Here is a 21,977-nt window from a genome sequence, read left to right as displayed (position 1 = left end):
CGTAATTTATTCGTTTTCTGCTAAACCTTTAATGTAATGTACACTTTCTTCATCCTCCGGATCCAATGACATGGAATCGGTAGTTTCCTTGCCCTGCACCCAGGCAAACACTAGCGGTAAAATAATCAGAACCGCAAATGTAGAGGCCAGTAATCCGCCAATTACGGCTCTTCCCAGGGGCGAAACCTGCCCGCCACCTTCACCATGGCCAATGGCCATGGGCATCATGCCCACAATCATGGCCACACTCGTCATAATAATCGGACGAAGTCGTAATGCAGCGGCTTCCCTGGCTGATTCCAGCGCATTGCCATTATGTTTGCGCAAATGTTCAGCATTGGTGATCAGTAAAACGGCGTTGGCAATGGATACCCCAACCGACATGATAATGCCCATGTAGGATTGCAGGTTAAGCGTGGAACCAGTTAAGGTAAGCAGGAGCAAAGCACCCAGAATTACCGCCGGAACGGTTGCTAAAATTACCAGGGGAACTTTAAACGACTGGAAATTTGCCGCCAGCATTAAAAATATCACCACAATGGCCACCAGTAAGCCAGATTGTAAACTGTCCAGCGTTTCTGTTAATACCTTACCCAAGCCAATAGCCGAAATGGTCAGTCCTCTTGGTAGTTCGCCAATATCCGCAATGGCTTTGTTAACATCTTTAGTAGCAGTTCCCAGATCGGTATGGTAAAGGTTTGCTGTAACCGATAAGAATGGCATGGCGCCCACATTGTCGTTTTCGCCATAAGTTGTATCTGCAGTGATGGTAGCTACATCGCTCAGTACCGGGCGTGCAGTATTTTTGAGCAGCGGAATTTCACCAATATCATCCTTACTGGTCATCTGGTTCATGGGTACCTGCACCTGGACGCTGTAAGGCAATCCGATTTTTTCATCCAGCCAGACATTTTTATCTGTGTAACGGGAGGATGATGTTGAGGCAATCAATGATCTCGAAATATCGGCCATATCTACACCAACCTGTGCTGCCCTGGTGCGGTCAATATCGATATTCAGCGACGGATATTTAATGGGTTGAGCCAGCTGCACATCCCTCATGTAGGAAATTTCTTTTAATTCAGCCAGGATTTTGTTGGCATAAAGTTCGTTCTGTTTTTTGTTTTTACCTGCAATACGCACTTCAACCGGGGTTGGAGAGCCCTGGCTTAGTACTTTATCTGTGAGTTCAATCGGCTCAAAGGAAAGTTTTACATCAGGCAGTTTCTCTTTAATTCTGGCCCTCAACTGATCTTTAAAATCATCCATATCGGCTTCGTAATCTTTTAAGCTGACCTGGAAAACAGCTTCATGCGGACCCGCCATAAATAAATAGATCGGGTTTACAGAAAACAGGGCGGGGTGCTGACCAACATACACCGAAGAAATGGAAACGTGTTCTGCCCCAACCATTTTTTTTAGTTCTGCCAAAACGGTATTTGCTTTTTCTTCTGTCCTTTCTAACCGGGTCCCGTCAGGTGCCCTTAACCTCAGCTGAAACTGACTGGAATTTACTTTTGGCAATACATCCCGACCAATATTCATTAGGAGTAGTGCCGCAGAGCCGATAATTACCAGCAGGTAAAGCATCACCACTATCTTCCGGTGGGGAAGAATCCTGTCCAGAAAGCGCATAAAACGGTTCCGGAATTTTTCGAAGAAACCTATTTTGCCATCCCCGCCAGAATCTGCTCTTTCAACGAGCATTTTCTTCTGATTTAAGGTATCTCCCTCGCTTTCCATCGGGATTCCGGTAGCCTCAAAATCAGCCTCATCCTGTGTAATACCCGGGTGATGTACAGTTCCTTTTTTAGGATGCGCCACCATGAGCCAGTTGGCCATAATGGGCACAAAGGTTTGCGATAACAGGAAAGAAACCACCATAGAGAAGCCTATGGCCAGGGCAAGGGGTAAAAATAATGCACCCGGAATCCCGGTCATGGTGAAGGCTGGTGCAAATACGGCCAGAATACACAATAAGATCAATAATTTTGGGAAGGCAATCTCTTTACAGGCATCCCAGATGGCAAGTGCTTTGGGTTTTCCCATGTCGAAATGCTGGTGTATGTTTTCAATGGTTACTGTAGACTCATCCACCAGGATACCGATCGCCAACGCCAGGCCGCTTAATGACATGATGTTGATGGTTTGCCCGAATAATTTCAGGAATAAAACGCCTGCAATAATGGAGGTGGGAATGGTGAGGATCACAATTAGGGCTGCTCTTTTATCGCCCAGGAAAAGCAATACCATCAAACCAGTTAAAATGGCACCGATAGCTCCCTCACTAACCAGACTTTTTACAGCATTAATCACATAAACCGACTGGTCAAATTCATAGGATAATTTAACGTCTTCGGGCAGGGTATTTTGTATAGCCGGAAGGTTCTTTTTTAAGTTTTTAACCACATCCCAGGTAGAGGCATCGCCTGATTTGGCAATACTTAAATAAACCGATCGCTTTCCGTTAATGAGGGCATAACCTGCGGTTAAGTCGGCACCATCTTTTACCGTGGCCACATCACGGAGCTGCAGGTTTTGTACCCCGCCTTTAAACAGTGGAATATGTTCAAAATCTTTTATTTTTTTGATCGTATAATTGGTAGGCGTAATATAATTTTTATCCCCGATGCGGACATTTCCGGATGGTGCAGTCTGGTTATTTAACCTGATGGCTTCTACAATCTGATCAACCGTTAAATTGTGCGAGCGCAAGAGGGTTGGGTCTACATTGATTTCAATGGTCCTGGGGCTACCGCCAAAGGGTGCCGGAGATAAAAGTCCTGGTATGGCAGAGAATGAAGAACGGACGTAAGTATTGGCTAAATCCTGCAGTTCATTATTGGAACGAATGGGACTGCTCAGCACCAGCTGACCTACAGGAAGTGAGGATGCATCGAAACGGATAATAAAAGGCGGCTGCGAACCTGGCGGGAAAATGGCCTGCGCACGATTGGATAAGGCACTTAGTTCGGAAGCCGCCTGCGCCATATTGGTACCTTCATAATAGGTGAGTTTCATTAGCATCAAACCCTGGGTGTTTTTGGTTTCAATACTTTTCACACCATTCGCAAACAGCAGAATATTGATGTATTGCTTGCCAAAATAAGATTCCATCTGCGTGGGCGTATAGCCGCCAAAGGGATGGGCTATGTAGATCACCGGCAAATTCATCTGCGGCAGAATATCAACCTTAATCTGGTTGATGGCCCCGATGCCGAAAAAGAATAAGCCCGCAACTAAAACCAATATGGATATGGGTTTACGTAAGGCAAAACGGATAAGGTTCATGTATGGTGCTGATTAAAATTCGTTAATAAATATGTCGTAATTGCCCAATGCTGCAGATTTTAACAATAAGGCTTGCCAAACATTGGTATAAGCGATGTCGCGATCAGTTTCAGCCCGGTTTAAAGTGAAGAGCGATTGTGTTAAATCAACCAGTGTCGTCAGCCCGTTTTTATACAGCGTGCTTTTTTGCAGATAGGCATCAGATGCCGCCTTTACCTGAATGGGGGCCTCTCTGTAATTTTCGAGGGCATTTTTCAATTTGGCCTCGGCCAGTAAAAGCTGCGCCCTTAATTGCTGATCGGCCATTTCATATTCTTCCTTCAAACCGGCACTGATAAAGGATTGTGCCCGGACCTGCGGATGGTTTTTGAGCAAGGCACTCAAGTTCCAGGTCATACCTATGCCAATCAAATAGTTTTCACGGGTAGGTTTAATACCATCAAGATAGCTGCTGGTATAAGCATTTTGGTTGAGCAGGTAGGCGGAGCTAAAACCGGAGCCACGTGTTTGGGTCACCCCGAAAAAAGAAAAGGTGGGATAATACAGTTTCCGGTAATAATTTACCTGCTGATCGCTTACGGCTATCCGGCTTTGATAAAATCTTAATAAAGGATGTGAGCTTTTAATGCTGGTGTCGCTCAGCAGGTTGCCGGGGATTCGCGTAATGGAAGCGGTATCTACCTCGTAGGATACAGCACTTAACCCCATTAAAACCCCGAGTTTATTGGCTTGTTCCTGTTCTACATCCCTGGCTTTTGTAAGCGCTATCCTTGCGCTTGATACCTCAGCTTTAGCAAAGGAGGAGTCCACACCGGCGATTAAACCGTTTTTAGCCCTGATTACTGCCGTGTTTTTAAAAATAATGGCCCGCGCTAAATTCTTTTCTTGCGACCGGGTTAAACGCTTTGCAGCAAGCAGATTTAAATAAGCCGCTGAAACCCGGATTTCCTGCTGAAATTTTTCCTGCTCCAGGTCATTCTGGTCTCTCTGATAGGTGGCGCCGGCAATGTTAATGCGCGCACTTACCCGGCCAAAAGTGAAAAAATCCCAGTTGATATTGGCTAAATATAATGCGCCAAAAGCAGCATTCCAGTTCTGGTGATCAAGTGCAGGACCAGACGATGCGGCTCCCAGGCCACCCAAACCATATTGAGGTCCGTTCTGACCATTAATGGTGCCATAATCCTGCTGCGCACTTAAGCTAAAATTTGGAAGATATTCCCGCTTGGCTTGCTGAATGGAAGATTTTGATGCGTTTGCATAATTATCCTTTGCCTTAATGGTACCGTAGTTGGTTAAAGCAGTGTTTACAGCTTCTTTTAAGCTTATTTTTTGTGCTTTTGCAGTTAATGAAAGAAAGATAAGGAATGAAACGGCAAAATAGGATAAAGACTTGCGAAACATATGGTATAATTTACACCGCAAATGTAAATTATGGCTACAATATCCAATTATTTAGTTCAAATCAAAAATTATGCGAATCAAATAATCATCGAAATGTTACGTGGGTCAAGTGAAATGGGTGATCAAAAAAATACTGGTTAACGTTGCGCATGATACTTAACATGCGTGTTCTTCTGCATATTTTTTAAAATTGTTTAAGATAGACTGCCAGCCTTCTTTCTGCATTTCAATTGGATTTTGATTTTCCGGATCGAAAACTTCTGTCACTTTTGTCTGTCCGTTAATTTCTTCAAATGTAATATCCACCTGCCGCCCGTCGGCTAATTGATAGGCGATGCGTTTATGTGCATCAACTACGCCATAAATGCCTTCAACATCAAACTGCATACTGCCATCTTTTGCAGCCATGGTGGTTTTAAATTTTCCATCCACTTTCAGGTCATTTTCAGCATATGGAACATGCCAGTCGCTGGAAGCAAAGGTCCATTTGGTAAGGTGTTGCGGCTGCGTCCAGAATGTCCATACTTTTTCAACAGGTGCATCAATCAGTGTTTCTACTTTTATGGGTTGGAGATGATTCATGGTGAGATCTTTACCTAAAGATAAATAATTTCAACGTATTTAAAAGATTGAAATCATAAATTAAAGCAAAGTGAATGACGTTCACAGGTATAAATAATTTAAAATTAACTTTCAGATTACATGCACCACGCAGACTTACCATATTTTTGGTGCTTTCGCAGAAGATAGTTTAGAGCGCGGAAACCAACATTTAAACAAAAATGAAATATCTAGTAAAAGAAATAAGTGATGGAAATTGCGACATCACTTTATTGCCAGAAGATCTGAATGATCGGAATCTGTTAGCAGAAAACACCATGTACACAGAAAAAGATTACGAAAAAACCATTCAATTTCATTACGAACACGCATTGAAGGCAAAGGTTCACACCAATGCGGCCTTTGTATCTTTAAATGAAAAGGAAAGCAATTATCCTAAACGGGTGAATGTGAACTACCAGATCATTTACAGCTAGTGATCTTAAAAAAACAGTATCGAACCCCGATACTGTTTTTTTGTTTACCGTCAGCTGAGATAAAGAAAGTATTTATTGAAACATTCAGATTTTCGCATTGTTGTTTCCTTAATCAAAGCGAAATGATATGAGCAATAAAACAGTACACTCATCCCCTCTGGATGAAGTAAATGAAAGAAAAGAAAAAGATCAGGAACAGTTAAGCCAGCAGGCACTGGGCAACACAGATGTGGCCGAAACAGCAGATGTACAGGCAAACGATGACCTACTGCGTACACCCAAAACAACCGGAACAGGGGGTAACCCCGCAGGTGCAGCACCAAACTCCTTAATTGTACATGAAGATGAAAGTGGGGAAGACCGCTATGAAGAAGGGAAAACAAATGCAGATAATGAAGAAAAATAAATTGTTTTATAAATGATATTATGGCAGAAGTTAAATTTCAACATGATGGGGAGGAGCCTGCCGCATTCAACCTGTTTGATGAGGATAAGAAAATTGGCGAAATGATCGTGGAGATTCTGGATGGTGATCTAAAAGTATATCACACAGAAGTAGATGAAGATCAGGAAGGGAAGGGATATGCTAAACTGCTGTTAGATGCCATGAGTAATTATGCCCGTTCCAATCAATTGAAGGTAATTCCCTTATGCACTTACGTGGCGACACAGTTTAAGCGCCATCCTGATGAATATCAGGATATTTGGAATAAAGAGGTAAAACCCGAATTTTAACTGCCTTGCTTATTTAAGGTGGGTGTTTAGCTGGAATGTTTTAAATGGCGGGTGATGAATTTTTAGAAGACAGTGATGGAGAATACATCGATTTTCTGAAAGCAAATATGCCCAAGCAATCTGTTATATAAAAGGAATTGTTGTTATTCTTGTAATGTTGGGCAATCATATTTTCGAGCATAAAATTTAATACATATCTGAAGTGAGTGCTTGATTCATATTATATGGATTATTTTGCTGTTGTCTCATATTTAATAGCAGTTATTTGTTGAAATCATAATTTTGTATTTATATTTATCATACAAAAACAAACTGATTAATCACTCTTAACACTCTCATTAAATGGAAAATTATCTCCATGGTCTGCTTGATGAAAGCGCAGACCCTGTTATCCAACAGTATCTTCATTACATCCGCACACAAATTCCTGAACCCAAAAAGAAAAAAAAGGTATTGATCATTGGCGCCGGCATGGCAGGTATGGTTGCCGGGGCCATGTTAAAACAGGTTGGGCATGAGGTTACTATCGCAGAAGCCAATACCCGTGTTGGCGGACGGATCAAAACCTTCCGCAATACCGCCGGAAAAAAGTATTTCGAAGATGACTCCCTGTATTGTGAAGCGGGTGCCATGCGCATTCCCAGCATCCACCTGATGGTCATGGAATATATTAAACAGCTTGAACTGAAAACGGAACCCTTTTACTATGTTTCGGTAAATAAAGAACAGGCCATCGCCTACAAAAATGGCACCCGCAAAGATTTGCCCGAACAGGAACGGAAATCACTCTTGTTTGTGAATTACCTTAGGGTGATCCAAAGTGAATATTATAAAAAAGGTGTTGATGTGAACCAGTTACTGGATTATCACCTGGAAACCAGTCCCAATAACTTTGAAAACCAGCGTGCTGATCAGCTGCTGGGTACATTGCTTAATCCATTAAAAGCGTTTCTGGCGCAAAACCCTGAAAAAAACTGGCCGATATTGATCGAGCGCTATGGCAATTATTCGATGATGCGCTTTTTAATGGAGTCGCTGTATTCGCAGAATGCCATAGAAATGATCGCCGTGTTGCAAAACCTGGAATCGCGTCTGGCCTATGATTTTATCCAGAGTTTTATCGAATCCAACGTGATTAAGGATGATACCCAGTTTTGGCAGATTATTGGCGGTACAGACTTGCTGACCACCGGATTTTTCGAAAAGCATGAATTGCACCAGAACATTTATTTTAATTGCCATGTCACCAAACTCTGGATCAATGAAAAAACGGGAAAGGTTAAAATCACCACCGATCGCGAAAAAGACCATCAAACGAAACATCCGGAAAAAGATGAATACACCATGCACAGCCACAGGCTTGACAGCATGGAATTTGATGAAGTAATCGTTACCATTCCCTTTTCAGCATTCCGGATGGTGCATGTGTGGCCGAAATTCAGTCAGGAAAAACGAAGAGCGATACGTGAACTCCATTACGATTCTGCAACCAAGGTATTGCTCGAATTTAAGGAGCGTTGGTGGGAAAAAGAACCTTATGGTATAGTTGGCGGTGGTACCATTACTGACCTGTCCAACAGGTTTGTTTATTATCCAAGCCAAGATATTGGTAAAGACGGGCACGGTTTGATGCTGGCCTCCTATTGCTGGTCTGATGAGGCGAGCCGCTGGGATTCTATGAGTGATATCGACAGGTACAATATTGCATTGGACAATGTGGCCGTTATCCACGCACCTCAGGACCTGGCCGAACAAAAGCGGATCAAAAGTCTGGCAGTACTGCATGTCACCCGTGGTGAAGAAAAGAAAGACCAGAGCAATAATGCCGATCCCGGTAATATTATAGGCGGTGCAACCCAAAGCTGGATGCAGGACCCTTATGCTTTCGGCGAAGCAGCCATATTTAACCCCGGCCAGTTGCATTTACTGCAAAAGCATATTGTAAAAACAGAATGGGAGGGAAAGGCCCATTTCGCCGGTGAACATGCCTCTTTGAAACATGCATGGATAGAAGGAGCCATTGAATCAGGAATACGCACGGCACTTGAGGTCAATGAAACACCTGTTTACCTGAATGAGCTGAAGGAAGCTGCTGTTCATGGCGATTCACCTGTAATTAATCCGTTGGCTGTTGATCTTAAATCCTGAGCACCATGGAAAATTTAACAGACATGACCGTTGCAAAATATTTGGTATTGCGGCTGAAGGAGCTTGGCCTGACCCATTTATTTGGGATAGCGGGTAATTATTCGGCTCCTTTTTTAAATACCATTGATGAAGATGAAAGCGCAGATAAAATAAACATTATAGGCGACACGAATGAAATTAATGCCGGCCATTGCGCCGATGCCTATGCCAGGCTGAAGGGTTTTGCTGCCGTAGCAGTGACCTATGGCGTGGGTGCTTTTACCTTGCTGAATGCTACGGCAGGTTCGTATGTAGAGCATTGCCCGGTACTGGTGATCAATGGTTCACCCACCAACGCCGATCAGATGAAAAGTATTGGCGAAGGCCTGCTGGCCTCACACATGACCGGCGACATGTACAGCAACATCAACGTATATCGCCATGTTACCGTTGCTGCAGAGCTGGTGATGAGCAGTGTAGATGCACCCTATAAAATAGACGCTGTATTGATGGCCTGCCTGATTTATGGCCGGCCGGTTTATCTCGAGGTTTTTGAAGATGTATGGCGCATGCCGTGTGAAGCACCGAAGCATAAACTGGCGATTAATGGTTATAAGCGTTGCACGCAAAATGCTGTGGAGGCTGCAAAGAAAACGGTAGAACTGATTAAGGAATTTGGTGCGCCCATTTTTTGGGCCGGTGAAGAAATTCAGCGGAAAGGCTTACAGGAAGAATTTCTAAAGTTAGTAGAAGAGACGAAGATTGAATTTACCACTTCCATCATGGGCAAATCAGTCGTTTCAGAAAGCAACCGGTATTTCCGGGGTGTTTTTAATGGCAATGCTTCTCCAAAAGATGTGCAGGAACGGTTTAAGAAAGCCGGTGTCAAAATCGGGCTCGGTGCCTGGACCACAGGTAAAAACCTGGGTGGCTTTAATATTTGGGGGGAGCATACCGTCCTGGCCAACCATTCATCGGTGCGGATCGGTGCACAGTTTGAACCCAACGTATCACTGGGCGATTTTATGAGCGAACTGCGCAGGCAACTCAAAGATGTGGCGTATAAACCCCATCATATGTACGATAGTAGTCAGAAAGTGGCAGACGCAACTTTTGTGGTTGAACCACGGAAGAAAGATGCTGATTTGCCGATCACCTACGACAGCTTTTTTGGCCGGATGAATCAATTCATCACGACAGATCATGTGGTGGTTTCTGATTCCGGCTTTTCCTTACTGGGTGCGCAAGGTTTGCGTATTAAAGAAGCCAATGGTTTTGTGGCGCAGGCCTCGTGGCTTTCTATCGGTTATTCAGTACCAGCTGCCGTAGGCGTCAAGTGTGCCTTGCCTGAAAAGCAGGTGATTGTTTTTGTGGGTGATGGAGCTTTCCAGGAAACCTGTCAGGCCATCAGCAACCAGGCCAGACTGGGGCACAATACCATTGTATTTGTTCTCGACAACACCATTTATGGGATTGAACAAATGCTCACGAATCCAAACCCTTTCAGGCCGACCGATAAAAAAATAAATTATCCGGTAGAGCATATGAACGAGGTTTATCCTTATAATAAAATGCACCAGTGGAAATACGCCAAATTAGCAGATGTTTTTGGTGGCAAAGGTTTCGAAGTGTCTACTATGAATGAGCTGGAAGATGTGCTTAAAAAACTTGATGTAAAAGACACCAATTTTATTGTGCATGTGCATTTGCCCGAGGTGGACATTCCGGAAGCCATTGCCTATAAAAATGACCGGCCAGGTGAAGATGAGGTACTGAACAAAGACTGGTCATTATGCGGATAACATCTGATGAGGCTGTTAAAGGCCGGATATAGATGTATCTGCGCCTTAATGGCTTTTCAATTCAATACGTCAGCCTCCACATGTTCGTCATGAGGGGCTGACACTTTTTCAAATCAAACATTCCATTCATTTATTCATGCTGATCAATACAGGTTAACAGGCAAAACAGGCTGCTTTTAAGCCGAAGAATTGTTTAAAAGGGCTCTTTAGCCTGTTATCTTCCGGATCACAACAGGTATTTAAATTACAATTTAACGATGTCAAAAATTTTAGACTTCCTCTCTAAGCTGGATGTAAGCTATGAAAACGGCGTTACGGAGCGCGAGCAGATTCGTCTGCATATAGAAAATATGCGCAGTCAGTTTGAAGAATTGGCCGATCGGCCGGATATTATAGACACCATAAGCGAAGGATTTCCGCCGTTGCTTCAGATTGAAAAAAAAGAGATCACCTATCAGGGTAAAACCTACTATTATGATCAACAGAGAAAAATCCATAACCGCTATTACCGGTTTATGCCAAAATATATTGCGATGTGTTTTACAACGCAGCATGTACAGAGCATTGTGAAGATGATCCCTTTTTTCGATGGGCCGATCAGGGTTTGTTCCGGCAGACATGATCATGAAGGGGAGTGCATGGGTACAGATGCCCTGGTGATAGACCTTTCTGGTATGAACAGTGTGCAGGTTTTTAATCTGGAAAAGGAACAGGATAACAATTACGCCATCATTGACCCAGGCATCCGGTTTATTGATCTGATTACGCAGTTAAATCAGAATGGGGTAGGGATCCCTCATGGTACCTGCCACTCGGTAAGGGTAGCCGGATTTTCATTTGGTGGTGGCTGGGGGCCATGGACACGCGCCAAAGGCATGGGCTGCGAAAGCCTGGCCGGCGTAACCATTGTTTTAGGTGATGGAATGGTAAAGGAATTATGGGATGAAAAACTGTTGCCCAAAAAAGCAAATGGCGAGCCGGTAGCCAGCATGACCGATGATGACCGGAAATTGCTGTGGGCACTCCGTGGCGGCGGTGGCATGAGCTATGGCATTGTGACCAGTTTAGTCTATAAAACATTTCAGCTTCCCCCTTACACCACCAAATTTACCGTGTCCTGGAAAAATGGAAAGGCATTGGAAATACTGGAAAAGTGGGAAGAAATTATCAGTGGCGACAACCCTGATCTGCTGGGTACAAACTTAAAAATAATGGCTAAATCAGGCGATGATCAATCAACTGGTCAGGGATGTTATTTTTATGGGTATTACCAGAGCAGTGATGTTGACCAAAATGCGATCCGGAAAGTAATTGGCCAATGGTTCCATTCTGATTTTACGCCTGATGATGTGACGTTCCAGGATGGATTATCAGCAGATCCCGGTGAGAATGGATTAAATAGCAACAGTTTCTGGGGCGGTCTTTCTGCCTGGGACCGGGTGATTGACTGGAAAGATAACAGCAATTCACCGCTTCAGTATTCAGGATTGAAAAGCTATGAATTTATTCCGCCAGAGGTTGATGATCCCGCACCGCGGAAAATTACATCAAAGCTGGTGAAGGCAGGTCATGAAGGCGGCGGACTGGGTAAAGCCGGTCGGGAAATTTTAATTCAAAGTCTGCAGTCTGACTTGCTCGAACAGAAAGGATTTGATGCCGGGTTAGCCTGTTATATCACCCTCGGCGCTATTTCAGGCTCCTTTTATACAGAATATAACAGTGAGATCAATAAAAAGAAAAGAGGTGAATATGATGGCAGTGCATTTCCATACAAAAGCAGTCCCTACACCATACAGTATCAGGTATGGTGGAACCAGAACGGGGTTAATAAACAGGCAGACCAGTATGTAAATAAAGCATTGGACTGGTTGGAATGGTGCCGGGATCTTGATTTTCCGCAAACATACGGTGCATTTATCAGCTTCAAAGATGCCAGCATCCCTACTGCTGTGTATTTTCAGGAGAGTTATGCCAAGCTGAAAGACATCAAGAAAAATTATGCAAATGATCCGTTAAACAGGTTAAGCACCCGCAAAACCATTATTTAGCTTAAAACCACAAACAGAATTTCCACTCCGGCCGCTTATGCGGCCGTTTTTCCTGGAAGATATGAGTTCTGCTTGAATCTTCCAGGGATGTGAAATCAATTTCAGCAGCTGCAAATTAAGTATTGAATTCCTGCTTCATTTTATACGGGTATACTTTAGTCTCTGCCCGTTTCTGCCAGAATACGGATTCCGGCCAGCGTTGTTCTTGCTGGTAGTGTTGATTGCGCTGATCAATATATTGCTGCCAGGAATCGTCAATGTGGTTTTGATACAGCACCGCCGCGCTCATGTCATGGTCATTGCTTTTTAACATGGCCAATGCTGTTTTTCCGGCTTTAATACCAGTTGAAAGGCTTTTGTAAATGCCCTGCGCCGCAATTGGATCAAAGCAGAGGGCAGCATCGCCGGCAGCCAGCCAATGTTTTCCATACACTTGTTCCAAACGGGAGGAGTAGACCGGAAATTTATAAAAGCAATGATCGATTAGCGCAACCGGCGCTAAATGGGCAGCAAGGAGTTGTGTTTGGCTAATGCCTTTGGAAAAATTTTCAGCCATAGCCACATTGATTTGCCGGAGCACCGGGGCTTCGGTGATATACATACTGACCAGTTTATCTTCCGGTAGTTTGGCTGCATACCACCATCCGTTTTGATCTGCTTCTAACAGGGTTTGGGCAGTCAGTTTTCCGGCGGTGATGGAACTGAACCTGAGTAAACCGATCAGTTGATCCTGAAGATGTGTTTTGATGCCTAACGAACGGGCAAAGTGCGCACCGGGTCCGGATGCATCGATCACCATTTTCGTACGTAAGCTGTAATTTTGCCGTTTAACGCGGTCATACAGGGTAAGCTCAAAACCATCGAGAGCGGGTTGCCGGCTCAGGTATTGTGTTTCCCAGGCGATAGTGGTTTGATGCCGGCTTACCGCTTCCACCAGCATGCAGTCAAATACCGGCCGGTTTAGCCGCCACGGCGGACCCATCGGGTCAAGTACCGAATCATTAAATCCGGCCAGGTGACGCCCCCAAACCGATACATGACCAGGATAGGCAAAATGGTTTGCATGGTCAAAAACGTCCCTTAAACCTAAAAAACTGATGCAAGACAGGGCGGCGGGTGGGATGCTTTCCCCCGCCCTGATCTTGTCAGCCTTTCCCGAATCGATAACCAGCACCTGTACATCAGCATGTTTTTTCAGGGTTATGGCTGCTGCAAGCCCGGCCGGCCCGGCTCCAATGATTACTGCATCATATGCTGCGCTCCGCATCAAATGGGGTTGTTGGCAGAAGGACTGGTGTTAAAGGGCCACTCCAGTGCCGGGTTATCCGGTATGATGGTTTCATCAAACTGGTTTTGTACCTCAAGGTAATAATCCGGATCGTAGTCAGGTCCAATCACCGTACCCTGCACAACAATGCCCAGCTTATCCCAGTCTTTTACAGATTGATTGGCTTTCTGGAAAGTACTGGCACTTTTAGGATCCAGCGAATAAGTGCCTTTTCCCCTGATGGCCCATTGCTGTTTAGGTAAAACATTATTAACCACCTGGCTGGATACGTAAACCGCATCAGGCCTTTGTGCGGGCCATGACCAATACAGGGTTGTACCATTGCCATTCGTTTTATTTACGCCGTTGGTATTGATACTTGGCTGGTGTATGGAACAGGAATTATAGTCCGTTTGCCATGGTATGGCCATGAACTTGGTCATGTCACCGGGTTCCAGACCACTCAGGTCTCCCTGCAGCGGAAACCATCCGGCAGTTAAAAATGGCGCTTTATTCGCTGAAGCATAATTTAAGGGGCTGGCTTTCAATCTGAACGGTCCTGCGCCGGTTGTTTGCCAGTCTTGCTGGTAGATATCTGTTGATCTCACGATATAACTCATTTCAATGCCGGGTACATACCGGCCGCCGAGGCAGTTGCTCAGGGATGCCATATCCAGGTATTCACCCTTGCCGAGCTGCTGGCCCTCACCATCAATAAATTGGTGCCTGCTCCATTGTTCCAAAAAGAAATACTGGGTTTTGGTCACCGTCAGGAAGGATGTTCCGGCATCACCCACTGATAAAGGCATAAGCGGTACGCCGGTGTTCACTTCAGACTGTGGGGTGCCTGTAAGGTTCGGATTTCTGATAAAATTCAGTCCGGCCATGATGGTTTTGTCAGGGTTGTCCGCGCCGGTGATGGCATCCACGGCTTCATGTGCTTTAACGGCCATTCGGGGTAGGTTTACGGTCCAGCGTTGCAGTAACGCAGCCCTGAATACCGGCCTCACCATGCTTTCAAATGCCGGGAGAAAGGCCGGATTGAAACTTTCGGCATTAAACAGTTCCGGCTGCAGGTTCATTTCCCTTACCCAGGTATCATAAACATCATCCCAGGTAGAAACAACATTGCGGATCTGCGGCGCATAAGCCGGATCGCAGCAAACCACCCAGGCATTAAAAGCCTCCTGAAAGCTGCCATCTTCAAAGACAATGGTGGCAGATACAGGCCCATCGGCAGCGTCATCATACCAGCTGGCATTATTAAGATCGCCTGTGCAAGGTACCGGATCGCCATATTCATCTATTCCTGCAGCGGTATGGCCATGAGCAGCCAATACCAGTAATCTGCCTTGCTCGTCTGTTAGTACCTCACCCAATGAATCGAGTTTGCCAGCGGGGTAATGCAGTTCGCCGGCAGGGAAGGTGACCGGATAGGCGGTGATTTCCTCAATCTTTCCATTTGAACAATAACTGGCCGGGGTTTTTGCATTGAATTTGGCTTTATTATTCGCAATGGCGGAAACAGCCCTCGGACCAGGATCAATCACCAGGTTTCTTAAGCGGATCGGGTCTGCTACAGTACCTGTTGTACCGTATACTTGCGGGTTGCGCAATTGCGGAAAACCGTCCTGGAATGCATTGATACCCACCAGCGGTACCACATTGTAGGAAGCAGCCTTTTTATTGGCCAGGTGCACCGTCCAGATGATATCTTTAACCACCCGTCCGTCAGCAAGCGTGGTCCCCTTAACTACTTCCGCAGGTTTGGCGGGGCAGGGATAAGCATCGGGTCCGTCTAATTCATAATAATATAAGCGGAAGCGGGCCGCCTGTCTTTTAAGGTAACCATCCTCATCGCGAAGGTCGGTCGCCGCTATGGCTTCATTTTCCGTTCCTGGTTTAATAGGCAGTCCTCCCGTCGTTGCCGAACCTGCCAGCGGCAAGCCGGCACTGGTTTCTGGCGAAAGATAATACGCTTTACTGGAGCCTATGCGCGCAAAATTAATGGTAGGGTGTATGCGGAATACTTTATTTACTGACATGGTTTGAATCTTTTAAGGTTAACTGAATTGTGGGGTCACGCCGTTTTTCCAGCAGTTCTGAATGGCTGCGCCTACGCTGACCATGGCGGGTATAAAATCATCCGGGTTTTCGCCAACAAAAAGGGCATCAAGCCGGTTACGCAGTTTATTAAAGTTCTCTTTTAATATTTCGATCAGTTGCCGGTCGTAATCGGTATAATCGCTTAGCGGTTTAAATGCATAGGTATCCTGTAGCGGTGTATTGTTTTTGATCTGTTCAAATTTTTCAAAATGATCAGCGCTTTGTTCCGGGTCATCTGCCGTGTTCTGGAAATTCGCGATCAGCGGATCATTGCCCTGGCTGGCATTTGAACCTTCTCCCTGATCAGTGATCAGATCAATCAGCATACCCACCTGGTTGAAACCGGCATTTCCGTTTTCGGTGATTGTCATACCTGGCATGAGCCTGTAATAAGCCGAAAAATAGTTTACCTGGTTTACACCGCCCTTAATGCGGTCTTTAAAAAGGCTGGCGCCATAACGCAGTGCACGGTAGAAATCGCCAATATTGGCATATTCCTTTATATTTTGTTTGAGCGATGGCTGGGTCGCAGAATCCCATTCCGGATATTCAATCAGGCACATGGCATTGATCCGGGACATATCCAGCGGACCTATTTCGGCCGTGTAGGGCTGATAGTTTTGCGTAGGATTTGGTACATCCAGGTTAAAATCAAGATGTGGAATAGTCTGTCCTTCATAAACAGGCATGCTGATTTTAGGACGATAACCATAGGCATTGCCGATATTCGCGACGCATTGTAAATGCAGCATCTCCTGGTGAAGAACAGATTGGATCAGCTGAAACGGTTCTGCGCTGCGGTTCACAACAGAATACATGGCCGACATGTAAAAAGGAATCGTCCACAGCTCCAGGTCTGCGGCGTATTGGATATGTTCATAGAGGTGTTTCAGATTCCAGTGCGGATCTGCTACAGCTAAATTTTCAGTAGACATGGTTGAGGTTTTAAACGGTGAATGGTTATTGAAAACGGGCAACGGTAATGGCAGCTACCACCAGTTCGTCTGCCAGCTGGCTTAAGCCGGTGACATAATGAGGGCGTTCTTCGGGGCCAAACACAAATCCCACAGGCTGATCCTGTTCGTTGGCCAGTAGCAGTAATTCACCATAGCCGATGCCACAGCTCTGCGGATTGCTGTTTCTCCTGGAATCGTTGAAATGTAAAGAGCCTCCCGCATCCGTACTGTCATAAACGAAAATGCGGTAAACCTGTCTGACAAAGCTTTCCGGGTTAAGCACTTCATCAAGTGGTACACATTCTGGTACGGCAGTAAGCACCATGAAATGGCCGTTAGAATGTCCGGCAGTATAACCAAAGGATACAATATCTCCGGCTTGTGCAGAAGATAGTCCGCTCTGAGATTCACCGGTATAGGTTTTGAGTGGCTGATTCAGTTTTTGAGATTCCTCGTTTTCAGCTTCCTGAATGGTGCTTGCGGATATACAACCCGCAACATAACTCCACCTGCCTGGTAAAAGTACCGGGAAGGCGATCGCGATTTCCAAAGCCGTGGGTACAATCCCAAGTATAGCAAAATGGATCGCATCAAAATCAACCTGTTGATGTAACAGGCTATAGGCATTGTTTTGCGGATCATTACTGCCCACTGCAGTGATAACACGGCAACCAAACCCCACACAATCCAGTGTGCCGGTAAATGTACCGCCGCCAGCACCTGTAACCGGAGTAAATACCGCATCAGGATATAAGGGTTTCGGCCATACCGGTTCAAAAGCCGCAGGGGTTTCGGTGTAATAATTTTCGCCTGACGAATTGGGACCGGGATTAATGTAATTGGTCAATACAGTAAAGGCTGTGTTGTTGAAACTTACGGTTTCGCCACTCACGGTTACATCCGGAATACTGATATTGCCCTGGGCAACAAGGTAGGGGGTTGACACCGCGAAAGATGCCTCGGCTGTACTGTTGAAAAAATCGGAATTGTAGGCCTCCGGCCCGGCAAAATAATTGATAGGTAACATGTTGTTTGAGATTTGTTAATTTATAATTGAAAGTATTAACAAAAAAATACAAATGCAAATTTTATAGTCACTTAATCGTTCGGGCTGGATTGACCATTTAGGATATCCCTTTTTAGGGGGATTGAGCTTAGCTGACTGCTAAAAAGTTAAAGGAAATAAAAATGGGAAGTCACATGTTTTAGCATGTGCTTCCCATGAAGTACTCGGGGCGGGAATCGAACCCGCACGCCTTTGAAAGCACAGGATTTTAAGTCCTGCGTGTCTACCAGTTCCACCACCCGAGCAGGCGATTAACCTTTTAAAATAAATGCCTCCTGGTAGGAAGGCATTTAGAGCGAAAGACGAGATTCGAACTCGCGACCCCGACCTTGGCAAGGTCGTGCTCTACCAACTGAGCTACTTTCGCATGATAATACAATCGCTGTATTCCCTTTGGGGTTGCAAATATAGGAATATAAATAGCACATGCAAAAATAATTTATAAAATTTTAATTTCAAGGTTAATTGAGTTTCAAATTGAATTTTCAGATGCTTTCATAAACTGCAGTGAGGATTTTGTAAATCAACAATGCTGAATTTCAGCTATGTTGAAAACCATGAAATTGTTAAACAAAATGCCTGCAATTAATAAGCATTAATGTATAAAGATTTATATATTGAGCACCTTTAAATGAAATTACGCAGATCAGGCATATGCATGCTGCAAGCTACATTTCAGCCCGTTGTTAAATTGTTTATTCTGATTTACGCAATGGGAAAAAAATAGAACCTGATGTTTTGATATGAGAAATAGGTTAATCCAAATGCAAAAATTTAACTTCAATAAGTTTATAGCCGTTACCTTGTCAGTTGTTTTAGTGCTGATTGTCAGCACAAAAAAATCCTTTGCACAGCAAAACCTTAAACTTTGGTACCAGCAGCCGGCTGAAAAATGGGTGGAGGCACTTCCTTTAGGGAACGGTAAACTCGGGGCAATGGTATATGGCAAGGTAGATGAAGAACTACTGCAGTTAAACGAAAGCACCTTATGGAGCGGTGGACCAGTCCCGCAATCCGTTAATCCCGATGCTTTGAAATATCTGCCGCAAATCAGGGAGGCTTTGTTACAACACCAGGATTATGGCCTGGCAGATCAGTTGACCAGGAAAATGCAGGGCTATTACTCCCAGTCTTATCTGCCAATGGGAGATGTCATCATTAAACAGGATTTGAAGGGACAGAAACCAACGGCATACCGGAGGGCATTGAGTCTGGATAGTGCTTTAACCACCACCTTATTTACCATTAATGGTGTACAGTATTCTCGCAGGGCATTCATTTCTGCTCCCGACCAGGTTATGGTAATCAGGCTTCAGGCCAGTAAAAAGGGTGCATTAAATTTCTCTATAGCCGCAAATAGCCTGTTGAAATACCATCAAAATATTGGTGATGGCGGTGAAATGATTGTACAGGGAAAAGCTCCGGCAAATGTATTGCCAGTTTATTATAACCCTGAAAAGGTGGAGCCCATAACCTATAATGATACTTCAGGCTGCAAGGGCATGCGGTTTCAGTTTAGGATAAAAGTGGTTTCTGCTGATGGAAAAATTTTTTCAGGGAAAAATTTAATTGAACTTAAAAATGCTTCGGATGCTACCATCTATATTACGGCAGCAACCAGTTTTAACGGCTTTGATAAATGTCCGGACAGTGAAGGCCTTGATGAAAATAAAATTGCCGGGGAAAGACTTCAGGCTGCGGTGAAAAGGACATATACCGATTTAATGAAGCGCCACCACCAAGACTATACGCACTATTTCAATCGGGTATCACTGCAATTGGGTAAAGATAAGAACAAGGTGCAAAGCCAGCTGCCTTCTGACTTAAGGTTAAAAGCCTATTCTTCCGGAACACCAGATCCGGAACTGGAAACTACCTATTTCCAATTCGGAAGGTATCTTTTGATTTCCGCATCACGTCCCGGAGGTCCGCCGGCAAATCTTCAGGGTATCTGGAATAATATGGTGCGGCCGCCATGGAGCTCCAATTACACCATTAACATCAATGCACAAATGAACTACTGGCCTGCAGAGGTTACCAATTTATCCGAAATGCATCTTCCGCTGCTCGATTTTATCGGCAATTTAGCACAAACAGGTAAGTCTACTGCAAGGCAGTTTTATGGCGCCAGGGGATGGGCAGCTAATCACAATTCAGATATCTGGGCATTGAGCAATCCGGTAGGCGATTTTGGTGCCGGAGATCCTTTATGGGCCAACTGGCCGATGGGTGGAAACTGGCTTTGCCAGCACCTGTTTGAACATTATCAATATACGCAGGACAAGGATTTCCTGAAAAAAGCTTATCCCATCATGAAGTCTGCTGCAGCATTCAGCCTCGACTGGCTGGTTCCGAATAAAGACGGCTACCTGGTTACGGCGCCGTCCACCTCACCTGAAAATGCTTTTTATGATCAAAACAGGAAGGCACAGTCCGTATCCATTGCCACTACAATGGATATGTCCATCATTCGCGATCTTTTCAGTACCGTGATCAAATCGGCACAAATCCTAAACAAAGACCTGAATTTCCGGGATACATTGCAGGCCAAAATCAAAAGGCTTTATCCATTGCAGATTGGAAAAAACGGACAATTGCTGGAGTGGTATCAGGATCTTGAAGAAACCGATATTCATCACCGCCATGTATCACACCTTTTTGGTCTTTATCCGGGGAAAGAAATTACGCCGGATCAGCCTGAATTTTTTAAAGCAGCGGCAAAATCGCTATCCATCAGGGGGGATGACGGAACAGGGTGGAGCAGGGGCTGGAAAATTAACTGGTGGGCGAGGTTAAAAGATGGTGATCATGCCTACCTGCTGTTGCGGAAATTATTAAATTATGTGGATGCCAATGAAAAATCAAAAGGAGGTACCTACGCCAATTTCTTTGATGCACATCCGCCATTTCAGATTGACGGGAATTTTGCCGGAACAGCAGGTATTGCAGAGATGCTTTTGCAGAGTTATAATGGCGCTATTGAACTGTTGCCGGCTTTGCCATCGGCCTGGAAAGATGGTATGGTATCTGGCCTAAAGGCAAGAGGAGGTTTTGAGGTGGATATGAAATGGCAGGATGGCCGGTTGCTTTACGGCAAGATTACTGCTGAAAAAGGCGGGGTTTGTGTGGTGAAAGCTGCACATCCCTTCAGGTTAAAACACCTGAAGCTTCCGTCCGAAAAATCTGGAAATGGCTATGAACTTACATTTAGTACAAAACCGGGAAAACGCTATGACATCCTTCCATTAATAAACTAATTTATTAAAAACCAGTTATTGATCAGGCAGGCATTTGCAGAACGAGCCCAAAAGATTAAGTTTTTTGAATTTGCTGGCAAAGTATAGAAGGCTATTTTGCTTTCGGGAACGCGACTTTTATTTTTAAATTATTGATCTGAATACATGTTTTTCAGCTTCACATACCTCCATAAACGCTTGTCCGAACGTGGTATAACAATAGCGGCATTCTTTTAATTCTACATCAGCACCTGAAGAATTGGTCTGGATAAATATTTTATCTTCTTTTTTCAGGCTAAACGGAAACCGGATTTCCTCCAGCAGGCCGAGACCAATCAGGTTGACGATTTCATGCCGCTCCAGTGTACTTACAGGAATTATTCGCGCCTTATGTAAACGATCAGAAAGTACGTTATATCTTCTATGGTGTTGTAAATTGTTTATTTCATATTGAATGGCGGAAATTTCATCGGCGGTTTTCACAGCTGCTGTGCTAATATGCGTGTCATTGATCATCGCAATTTTTGAGAAAAATTCCTGATGTGATTTCAGTCTTTTTTTTAGTTCTTTTACTTTTTGTTCTACCATGTGCCGTATTTTTTCCATCTCTTTATTTAAGTGATGTACTCGCATACTCATTTCCAGGAAAGAAGTTTTTAAAAAGATAAATTCCTTATTTGAAATCTGGTTAATTAAATTATGGAAGATGTAATTGACGTTGTTTAACTTCGAATCTATTCCTTTAGTTGTTGCTGGAGACCACATATTTCCTGAAGGCTCATGCTTTCTAATCCCGCCCGCCTCTAAAAACGAAATGGGCAAATTAAGATCTGGTATATCTGAGATAAACTCCATGGGATTAGCGAGTAATATTACAGCTTTTGATCTGTTACAACATTTGA

15 protein-coding genes and 2 tRNA genes are annotated in these 21,977 nt (G+C 44.4%); 7 read left to right on the top strand and 10 right to left on the bottom strand.

Translation table 11 applies throughout. The features are described 5' to 3' along the window. Positions 1–6: 6 nt before the first annotated feature. From OQX64_RS08900 to OQX64_RS08890, 3 genes are all read right to left on the bottom strand, one after another. Positions 7–3,291, bottom strand: a complete 3,285-nt coding sequence (locus OQX64_RS08900) for an efflux RND transporter permease subunit (protein WP_265818498.1) — start codon at positions 3,289–3,291, stop codon at positions 7–9. A 12-nt stretch (positions 3,292–3,303) separates the two neighbouring features. After that, positions 3,304–4,695 carry a TolC family protein gene (locus OQX64_RS08895; protein WP_265818497.1) on the bottom strand — a complete coding sequence of 464 codons (1,392 nt, stop codon included), beginning with the start codon at positions 4,693–4,695 and terminating at the stop codon, positions 3,304–3,306. A 156-nt stretch (positions 4,696–4,851) separates the two neighbouring features. Then, a complete protein-coding gene (locus tag OQX64_RS08890; RefSeq protein WP_265818496.1) occupies positions 4,852–5,277 on the bottom strand; it encodes an SRPBCC family protein in 426 nt (141 codons plus the stop codon). A gap of 200 nt (positions 5,278–5,477) precedes the next feature. On the opposite strand from OQX64_RS08890, the gene OQX64_RS08885 reads away from it, so the two are divergent. From OQX64_RS08885 to OQX64_RS08860, 6 genes are all read left to right on the top strand, one after another. Continuing rightward, positions 5,478–5,732 (top strand): hypothetical protein, encoded by a 255-nt coding sequence (locus OQX64_RS08885; RefSeq protein WP_088302837.1) that lies wholly within the window; start codon positions 5,478–5,480, stop codon positions 5,730–5,732. A 127-nt stretch (positions 5,733–5,859) separates the two neighbouring features. Next, positions 5,860–6,138, top strand: a complete 279-nt coding sequence (locus OQX64_RS08880; protein ID WP_088302838.1) for a hypothetical protein — start codon at positions 5,860–5,862, stop codon at positions 6,136–6,138. Positions 6,139–6,158: 20 nt separating this feature from the next. Next, positions 6,159–6,467, top strand: a complete 309-nt coding sequence (locus tag OQX64_RS08875) for a GNAT family N-acetyltransferase (protein WP_265818495.1) — start codon at positions 6,159–6,161, stop codon at positions 6,465–6,467. A 342-nt stretch (positions 6,468–6,809) separates the two neighbouring features. Continuing rightward, complete coding sequence (locus OQX64_RS08870; RefSeq protein WP_265818494.1) at positions 6,810–8,615, top strand: flavin monoamine oxidase family protein; 1,806 nt, start codon at positions 6,810–6,812, stop codon at positions 8,613–8,615. Between the two features lie 5 nt (positions 8,616–8,620). Next, entirely contained in the window at positions 8,621–10,396 is a 1,776-nt protein-coding gene (locus OQX64_RS08865) for an alpha-keto acid decarboxylase family protein (protein WP_265818493.1), read from the top strand. A gap of 257 nt (positions 10,397–10,653) precedes the next feature. Continuing rightward, on the top strand, positions 10,654–12,444 hold the full coding sequence (locus OQX64_RS08860) for an FAD-binding oxidoreductase (RefSeq protein WP_265818492.1): 1,791 nt from the start codon (positions 10,654–10,656) through the stop codon (positions 12,442–12,444). Positions 12,445–12,559: 115 nt separating this feature from the next. Here OQX64_RS08860 and OQX64_RS08855 read toward each other — a convergent pair whose 3' ends face one another. The 6 genes from OQX64_RS08855 to OQX64_RS08830 form a co-directional block, all read right to left on the bottom strand. Beyond that, on the bottom strand, positions 12,560–13,711 hold the full coding sequence (locus OQX64_RS08855; protein ID WP_265818491.1) for an FAD-dependent monooxygenase: 1,152 nt from the start codon (positions 13,709–13,711) through the stop codon (positions 12,560–12,562). Continuing rightward, positions 13,711–15,756 (bottom strand): LodA/GoxA family CTQ-dependent oxidase, encoded by a 2,046-nt coding sequence (locus OQX64_RS08850; protein ID WP_265818490.1) that lies wholly within the window; start codon positions 15,754–15,756, stop codon positions 13,711–13,713. The genes OQX64_RS08855 and OQX64_RS08850 overlap by 1 nt, the downstream gene beginning before the upstream one ends. A gap of 18 nt (positions 15,757–15,774) precedes the next feature. Further along, the gene (locus OQX64_RS08845) at positions 15,775–16,752 is read right to left on the bottom strand and encodes a ferritin-like domain-containing protein (RefSeq protein ID WP_265818489.1); all 978 of its coding nucleotides are present in this window, start codon (positions 16,750–16,752) and stop codon (positions 15,775–15,777) included. 25 nt (positions 16,753–16,777) lie between these two features. Then, positions 16,778–17,800: a hypothetical protein gene (locus OQX64_RS08840; protein ID WP_265818488.1), complete on the bottom strand. Its 1,023-nt coding sequence runs from the start codon at positions 17,798–17,800 to the stop codon at positions 16,778–16,780. A 200-nt stretch (positions 17,801–18,000) separates the two neighbouring features. Then, positions 18,001–18,084: transfer RNA gene (locus tag OQX64_RS08835), tRNA-Leu, on the bottom strand. A gap of 49 nt (positions 18,085–18,133) precedes the next feature. After that, a tRNA-Gly gene (locus OQX64_RS08830) sits at positions 18,134–18,206 on the bottom strand. Between the two features lie 397 nt (positions 18,207–18,603). Here OQX64_RS08830 and OQX64_RS08825 point away from each other — a divergent pair. Continuing rightward, positions 18,604–21,096 (top strand): glycoside hydrolase family 95 protein, encoded by a 2,493-nt coding sequence (locus OQX64_RS08825; protein WP_265818487.1) that lies wholly within the window; start codon positions 18,604–18,606, stop codon positions 21,094–21,096. Between the two features lie 123 nt (positions 21,097–21,219). Here the strand turns inward: OQX64_RS08825 and OQX64_RS08820 are convergent, their stop codons facing one another. Next, positions 21,220–21,930, bottom strand: a complete 711-nt coding sequence (locus OQX64_RS08820; protein WP_088302847.1) for a hypothetical protein — start codon at positions 21,928–21,930, stop codon at positions 21,220–21,222. Positions 21,931–21,977 lie beyond the last annotated feature (47 nt).

Source organism: Pedobacter sp. GR22-10 (assembly GCF_026239715.1).
GTDB lineage: Bacteria > Bacteroidota > Bacteroidia > Sphingobacteriales > Sphingobacteriaceae > Pedobacter.
Note: the sequence above shows the minus strand (reverse complement) of the source record. Positions and strands in the feature narration are given on the sequence as shown.